Raw genomic sequence first — 1,537 nt, forward strand, 5'->3', positions numbered from 1 at the left:
TTCGCGCCGATCTCCTCACGCAGATGCCGGAACACACCAAAATGGATGATGATGTCCATCACCAGATAGAAAAAAGCCCCAAGCGAGGCGATGCGGCTGAGGTCAAAGAAGACCGTCAGAAAGCCTGCGATCACAACGGTATAGACGAGTGTGTGGTCCTTGATCGTGCCCGGCATCCCGAAATGGCTGTGCGGGATCATCTGCATGTCGGTCAGCATCGCCAGCATCCGCGAGACCGCGAAAACACTGGCAATCAGACCCGACGCCGTGGCCACCAGCGCGAGCGCCACCGTCAGGTAGAAGCCGGTCTGGCCGAGGGCCGGCTGGGCTGCTTCGGCCAGCGCGTAGTCCTTCGCCGCCACGATGCGGTCGAGCGGCAGGCTGGACCCGACCGCAAAGGCGACGAGCAGATAGACGACAACACAGATCGCGATGGAGAAGACGATGGCACGCCCGACATTGCGGTGCGGGTCGGTAATTTCGGCGCCGCTGTTGGTGATGGTCGTGAAGCCCTTGAAGGCGAGGATCGACAGCGCGACCGATGCGACAAAGCCGCCAGCGCCGGCATCGCCGCCGGTTGCTTCGAACGAGATGCCGCTCGCCCAGAGCCCGGCCGCCCCGAACAGCGCAATGCCGCCGACTTTGAGAACAGCCATAATGATGGAGAACAGTCCGACCGACCGGTTGCCGGAGACATTCACGAGATAGGCGAAGACGATCAGCCCGACACCAATAACCGGTACCAGAATGCTATCCTGATCGCCGCCAAACGCCCGCAGCGTGTAGGTTCCGAAAGTGCGCGCAACGAGACTCTCGTTGATCACCATCGACAGCGCCATCAGCAGCGCGGCGCCAGCCGCAACCGTCGTCGGCCCATAGGCTTTCTTCAGGATCATCCCGATGCCGCCCGCAGACGGAAAGGCGTTCGACATCTTGATATAGGTGTAGGCGCTGAACGCGGTGACAATCGCACCCACGATGAACGAGATCGGGAAAAGCGGCCCGGCCAGTTGCGCGATCTGCCCGGTCAGCGCGAAGATCCCCGCACCGATCATGACGCCGGTGCCCATGGCCACCGCTCCGGAAAGGCTGATACTTCCTCTCTGGTATTCCTCGGCCATCGGACTCCTTTCTTTTGTTTTGTTTCCTGAAAAATCAATGCAGGCGGGGATCGCCTTTGTACCGGAGCGTGCCTGTAGTCACAGAACGACAAGGAGGCGCCAGAAGTTGCGCCTCCTTGCCTATGCTCCGATGATCAGTCTGTTTCCGCTCTGCCCTGGAAGGCGGTAAAACCGCTTGCCTAGAACGCGAACCGGATACCGGTCAGGAATGCGAGATTATCGACATCCTCGCCCTCGGCGCGGGCGAAGTCCGCCGTGTTGCCGAGGCTGCGGCTCCAGGAGATGCCGACATAGGGCGCGAACTTCCGCGTGATCTCGTAGCGCACGCGGAACCCGAGCTCGATATCGTTCAGGCCCGAACCGATGCCGAGTTCCTCGACCTCCTGCAGGGCGGCACTGACCTCCAGCTTGGGCTG

General features: G+C 61.4%; 2 protein-coding genes. Both read right to left on the minus strand.

Annotated elements, in window-relative coordinates; translation table 11 throughout:
- Positions 1-1,121: APC family permease (locus tag BKM74_RS18360; protein WP_140056134.1), on the minus strand; the 1,121-nt coding region annotated here is incomplete at its 3' end.
- Positions 1,122-1,300: 179 nt separating this feature from the next.
- A partial coding sequence (locus BKM74_RS18365) for a copper resistance protein B (RefSeq protein WP_140056135.1) occupies positions 1,301-1,537 on the minus strand: 237 nt, incomplete at its 5' end.

It is taken from the genome of Oceanibaculum nanhaiense, from assembly GCF_002148795.1.
Taxonomy (GTDB): Bacteria; Pseudomonadota; Alphaproteobacteria; order Oceanibaculales; family Oceanibaculaceae; genus Oceanibaculum; species Oceanibaculum nanhaiense.